The sequence below is a fragment of the Devosia sp. genome, assembly GCF_034675085.1.
GTDB lineage: Bacteria > Pseudomonadota > Alphaproteobacteria > Rhizobiales > Devosiaceae > Devosia.
Map to the genome: position 1 here is coordinate 1 of NZ_JAUCDN010000202.1, position 6029 is coordinate 6029.

Genomic DNA, 6029 nt, shown 5'->3' on the forward strand with positions numbered 1-6029 from the left:
TCGATGCGATAGGCGGCGATCTGCTCGGCCAGCCCCTCGATCACCGCATCGACATCGGGCTGGGCCGGGTCGAAGTCGATGACCAGCGGGCGAATCTTGGTGCGCAGGAAATGGTCGGGGCAGGAGGTGCCCAGAGCCGCCAGCGGGCGCAGATTGTTGGAATTGACGAATTCCAGCACGGCGTCGCTGTCGTCGAAATGCCCCAGCTTGTGGCTGTCCTTGGAGATGAAGCCGCGAATTTTCGGCATCAGGCGCGCGGCAACGCCGCGACGCTGGTCGGCGGGCAAGCTATCGACGGCCTTGCCGCCGAATACGCTCTTGCCGGCGGTTTCCTTCTCGAACCAGTCCATGGCCTGGTTGATGATGGCAAGCGTGGTTTCGTAGCACTCTTTCGGCGTGTCGCCCCAAGTGAACAGGCCATGCGATTCCAGGATGACGCCCTTGGCCTCGGGGTTTTCGAGGCAGAATTTTTCCAGCCACAGGCCCAGCTCGAAGCCGGGCTTCTTCCAGGGCAGCCAGCCGATGGTGTCGCCGAAAATCTGCTGGGTGAGCTCTTTCGAGTTCCTGCTGGCCGCGATGGCGATGATGGCATCGGGGTGCATGTGATCGACATAGGGCCGGTTCACATAGGCATGCAGGGGTGTGTCGATGGAGGCCGCGCGCGGATTGAGGTTGAAGGTGGCGTGGGGCAGATAGCCCACCATCTCGTCCTCGAACTCGACGCCGCGATAAAGCCCCTTGAGGGCGCGGAGCTTGTCCATATAGAGCGTGGCGAAGCCGTCGAGCTTGATCGAGGCATTGTCCCCGCCCGAGCCCTTGACCCAGAGCACTTCCACCTCGTCGCCGGTCAGCGGGTCCTTCTGCCAGATCTTGGAGGAGGTGTTGCCGCCGCCGTAATTGGTGACGCGCCTGTCCGACCCGAGCAGGTTGGAGCGATAGACGAGGCGCTCGGGCTCGCTCATGGCGGCCGCCTTGGCGTCGTCCCAAAGGTTCGCAAGGCGCCTGGGCGCGGTGGTGGACATGACATTCCTCCCGACAGGATAGGCAATACGGAAATATGCTCGGACATGGCCACAGTTCGGCGGGTGGTGTCAATCAGAAACGATCATAATTCGTCATTTATGCGTGAATGTGACGGGAATTGCCAAATGGGCGATTGACTCTGCGCGGAAATGATGGAAGCAAATGCATTCAGGGAGTATCAGCCTTGCACGAAACAGAACGCCATCGCGTTATCCTGGCCGCCGTCCAGTCGCGCCCCGTCGCCACGGTGGCCGAGCTTTGCGACGTCACCGGATCGTCTGAAGCCACGATCCGCCGGGACATTGCCGCCCTGCACGTGCAGGGGCGGCTGCGGCGCGTGCGCGGCGGCGCCGAGGCGATCACCCCGCCGGCCCAGGGCGGGCTGATCGGCCGGCCCTTCTCGGTCAACGAAACGATCAACATGGCGCAGAAACGCGCAATTGCGCGCGTGGCCGCCGACATGTGCAAGGATGGCGAGCCGATCATCATCAATGGCGGCACCACCACCTACCAGATGGTGCATCACCTGGTGGGCAAGCGGCTCACGGTCTTCACCAACAGCTTCGCCATCGCCGAATTCCTCATCCACAACTCGCGCAATTCCGTCGTCATCCCCGGCGGCACCATCTATCGCGAGCAGAACGTCATCCTCTCGCCCTTCGGCGGGGTGGTGGCGGGGCATTTCTACGCCAAGCGCATGTTCATCGGCTGCCAGGGCGTCGGGCCCTATGGGCTGATGGAGGCCGACCCCATGGTGGTGCAGTCGGAGCTGGCGCTGATCGGACAGGCGGAAGAGCTGATCCTTCTCGCCGATTCCTCGAAATTTTCGGGCAGATCGAGCCTCATCCTGTGCGGGCTCGACCGAATAGCCGCCGTCATCACCGACGCCGGCATCCGCGACGAAGACCGCCAGATGCTGGAAACGGCAGGTGTGCGTCTCTTCGTGGCGGAAACCAACGCTCAGACCGACCGCCAAGCCGGCGTGGCCTGAGCAAAGATCTTAAGCTTGTCCCTGGGAGGATAAAATCATGAAACTGCTCAAGCTGCTTGCGACTACAACCGCTATTGCCGCCCTGCTGGCCAGCCCGGCCTTCGCCCAGACCCGCATCGCGCTGGTGGTAAAATCGCTGGGCAACGGCTTCTTCGACGCCGCCAACAAGGGCGCCCAGGAAGCTGCCGCCGAACTGGGTGACGTGGAAGTCATCTATACCGGCCCGACCGCCGCCACCGCCGAGGCGCAGATTGAAGTCGTCAACGCGCTGATCGCCCAGCAGGTGGACGCCATCGCCATCTCCGCCAACGACCCGGACGCGCTGGTGCCTGTGCTGCAACGCGCCATGGAACGCGGCATCAAGGTGCTGAGCTGGGATTCGGGCGTCGCCCCCGAGGGCCGCCAGCTGCACCTCAACCCCTCCGACACCAATCTGATCGGCGAAACCATCATCAAGCTGGCCGCCGATCACCTGCCCGAGGGCGGCGACGTCGCCATTCTCTCGGCTGCTTCCACCGCCACCAACCAGAACGCCTGGATCGAGGCGGCCAAGAAGGCCATTCCCCAGAAGTTCCCCAATATCAACCTCGTGGCCGTGGTCTATGGTGACGACGATTCGGTGAAGTCGACCGAAGAGGCTCGCGGCCTCATCGCCGCCTATCCCGATCTGGATGCCATCATCGCCCCCACCACCGTGGGTGTCGTGGCCGCCGCGCAGGTGGTGACCGACCAGAACCTGATCGGCAAGATCAACGTGACCGGCCTGGCGCTGCCCAGCGAATTCAAGCAGTTCATCGATAACGGTGCGTCCGAAGGCGTGGCGCTGTGGAACCCGATCGATCTGGGCTACTCCGCCGTCATGCTGGCCAACGACCTGATCGGCGGCGCCGAGCCCGCCCCCGGCGTGACCCTGTCACTGGGCCGCATGGGCCATGTGACGCTGGACGAGACCAATTCGGGTCCGATGGCGGTGCCCTTTACCTTCGACAAGTCCAACATTGCCGAATTCGCCACCTATTTCTAAGCGAAGTCGAGCTTGGGTCCGGCGCTTCGGCGCCGGGCCGCCCATGACGGGATACACATGACCGACCCCATCCTGACCCTCACCGGCATCTCCAAGAGCTTTCCCGGCGTGCGGGCGCTGCACGATGTCTCCCTGGAACTCTATCCGGGAGAAGTGACCGCGCTGATCGGCGAGAACGGCGCGGGAAAATCCACCCTGGTCAAGGTGATGACCGGCATCTACCAGCCCGATGCCGGCGAAATCCGCGTACGCGACCAGGTGGTGAGCCTTCCCACCGCCATTTCGGCCTCCCATGCCGGCATCACCGCCATCCACCAGGAAACGGTGCTGTTCGATGAACTGAGCGTGGCGGAGAACATCTATCTGGGCCATGCGCCGCGCAACCGGCTGGGGCTGATCGACTGGAAGACCATGCGCGTGGAAGCGCAGAAGACGCTGGATTCCATGGCCGCCGGCATCGATGCCGGCATGTCGCTCAAGGAACTGGGCATTGCCAAGAAGCACCTGGTGGCGGTGGCGCGGGCGCTGTCGGTGGACGCGCAGGTGGTCATCATGGACGAGCCAACCGCCGCGCTGAGCCAGAAGGAAATCGAGGAGCTTTACGTGCTGGTCGACCTGCTCAAGCAGGACGGCAAGGCGATTCTGTTCATCTCGCACAAATTCGACGAAATCTATCGCATTGCCGACCGCTACACCGTGTTTCGCGACGGCGAGCAGGTGGGCAAGGGCTTTATCAAGGACACCCCGCAGGCCGAAATCGTGCGCATGATGGTGGGCCGCGCGGTGGACCAGATCTTCCCCGCCCGCAGCGCCGCTATCGGCGAGACGGTGCTGGAGGTGACGGGGCTGAGCCACCCGACCGAATTCGAAAACATCTCCTTTGCGGTGAAAAAGGGCGAAATCCTGGGCTTTTATGGCCTGGTAGGCGCGGGACGCTCGGAAGTGATGCAGGCCGTGTTCGGCATGACGCGGCCCAGCGCCGGCACGATGGTGCTGGATGGCCGGACCATCGCGCCGCGTTCGGCCGCCGATGCGGTCGATGCCGGCATCGTCTATGTGCCCGAGGAACGCGGCAAGCAAGGCGTGGTGACGGGCGAGCCCATCTTCAAGAATGTCTCGCTGCCCAGCCTCGACAAGACCAGCCGCGCCGGCTTCCTGCGTACGGCGCAGGAATTTGCCCTCACCCGCACCTATACCGAGCGGCTCGACCTGCGCGCCGCCTCGCTGAGCCAGAACGTGTCCACCCTTTCGGGCGGCAACCAGCAAAAGGTGGTCATCGCCAAATGGCTGGCCACCCAGCCCAAGGTCATCATCCTCGATGAGCCGACCAAGGGCATCGATATCGGCTCCAAGGCGGCGGTGCATGGCTTCATGGCCGAGCTGGTGGCGCAGGGGCTCTCGGTCATCATGGTCTCATCCGAACTGCCCGAAATCCTGGGCATGAGCGACCGCATCGTGGTGATGCGCGAAGGGCTGATCGTGCAGACGCTCGACAATATCGGCCTGCAACCCGAAACGCTGGTGCGCTTTGCCGCCGGCATCACCGAGGAGCAGGCGGCATGACCCGGCTTTTCCGCAATCGTGAAATCTGGCTGGCGCTGGCCATCCTCGCCGTGATCGTCGGCGTCACCCTGCGCTTTCCGCGCTTTTCCCAGCCGCAGAACCTGCTCACCATCTTCAACGACACCTCCATCCTGATGATGCTGGCGCTGGGACAGATGGCGGTGATCCTCACCCGCTCGATCGATCTGTCTATGGCCTCCAACCTGGCGCTGACCGGCATGATCGTGGCCATGGCCAATGCCGCTTTCCCCATGATCCCGATCCCGCTGCTGATCGCGGGCTGCGTCGTGGTGGGGGCGCTGCTGGGGGCATTCAACGGCATATTGGTGTGGAAGCTGGGGATTCCTTCCATCGTGGTGACGCTGGGCACGCTGACCATTTTCCGGGGGCTGGTCTTCGTTATTTCCGGTGGCGCCTGGGTCAATGCGGCGCAGATGAGCCCCGATTTCATCCAGCTCCAGCGCGGCGCCTTTCTCGGCCTGCCGATATTGAGCTGGTTCGCCATCGTGGTGGCCGGGCTGGTCTATGTGCTGATGACCCGCACGCCGGCCGGGCGGGCCTTCTACGCCATCGGCGTCAACCCCACCGCCTCGGTCTATACGGGCATCGATGTGGGTCGAACCACCTTCTTCGCCTTCGTGCTCTCGGGGGCCATTTCGGGGCTTTGCGGGTATCTGTGGATTTCGCGCTATGTGATCGCCTCGGTGGAAGTGGCCAGCGGCTATGAGCTGACCATCATCGCCGCCTGCGTCATCGGCGGCGTCTCCATTGCCGGCGGCATCGGCACGGTGGCCGGGGCGCTGCTGGGCGCGCTGTTCCTCGGCGTGGTCAACAATGCGCTGCCGGTGATCGGGGTGTCACCCTTCTGGCAGATGGCCATTTCGGGCGCGGCAATCCTTTTGGCCGTGGTGCTCAACGCGCGCGGCGAGCGCAGCAAGGGGCGCATCATTCTCAAGAAGGCGGAAGCCGCATGACTGACACGACCGCATCCGGCCGCCGTCTTCCCGACCGGCTCGACAATCCCCTGAAATCGGCGGCGCTGAGCTGGGAAAGCCTGCTGGTTCTGGTCGCTTTGGGTATCTTCATCGCCAACAGCTTTGCCTCGCCCTATTTCCTCAATGCCTGGAGCCTGTCGGACCTCACCTTCAACTTCACCGAAAAGGCGCTGATCGCGCTGGCCATGGCGCTGGTCATCATCACCGGCGAAATCGACCTGTCGGTGGCCTCGATCATTGCGCTGGCCTCGACGCTGATGGGGCTGGCCCTGCAAGCGGGGGCCGATACGCCCACGCTGGTAGCGGTGGGCGTCGGCGTCGGCATTCTGTGCGGCGCCTTCAACGGCGTGCTGGTACCGGGGCTGAAGCTGCCCTCCATCGGCGGCACCATCGGCACAATGAGCCTTTGCCGTGGCAGTGCCTTCATCATCGT

6 protein-coding genes are annotated in these 6029 nt (G+C 63.6%); 5 read left to right on the forward strand and 1 reads right to left on the reverse strand.

Annotated elements, in window-relative coordinates; translation table 11 throughout:
- The coding region (locus tag VDP82_RS12550; protein WP_323015186.1) for a class II aldolase at positions 1-1022 on the reverse strand (1022 nt) is incomplete at its 3' end.
- A gap of 185 nt (positions 1023-1207) precedes the next feature.
- On the opposite strand from VDP82_RS12550, the gene VDP82_RS12555 reads away from it, so the two are divergent.
- The 5 genes from VDP82_RS12555 to VDP82_RS12575 all read left to right on the forward strand — a co-directional run.
- Entirely contained in the window at positions 1208-2014 is an 807-nt protein-coding gene (locus VDP82_RS12555) for a DeoR/GlpR family DNA-binding transcription regulator (RefSeq protein ID WP_323015187.1), read from the forward strand.
- A gap of 37 nt (positions 2015-2051) precedes the next feature.
- On the forward strand, positions 2052-3038 hold the full coding sequence (gene rhaS / locus VDP82_RS12560) for a rhamnose ABC transporter substrate-binding protein (RefSeq protein WP_323015188.1): 987 nt from the start codon (positions 2052-2054) through the stop codon (positions 3036-3038).
- A 57-nt stretch (positions 3039-3095) separates the two neighbouring features.
- A complete protein-coding gene (locus tag VDP82_RS12565) occupies positions 3096-4601 on the forward strand; it encodes a sugar ABC transporter ATP-binding protein (protein WP_323015189.1) in 1506 nt (501 codons plus the stop codon).
- Positions 4598-5575: an ABC transporter permease gene (locus VDP82_RS12570; RefSeq protein ID WP_323015190.1), complete on the forward strand. Its 978-nt coding sequence runs from the start codon at positions 4598-4600 to the stop codon at positions 5573-5575. The genes VDP82_RS12565 and VDP82_RS12570 overlap by 4 nt, the downstream gene beginning before the upstream one ends.
- The coding region (locus VDP82_RS12575; protein WP_416347112.1) for an ABC transporter permease at positions 5572-6029 on the forward strand (458 nt) is incomplete at its 3' end. The genes VDP82_RS12570 and VDP82_RS12575, both read left to right, overlap by 4 nt.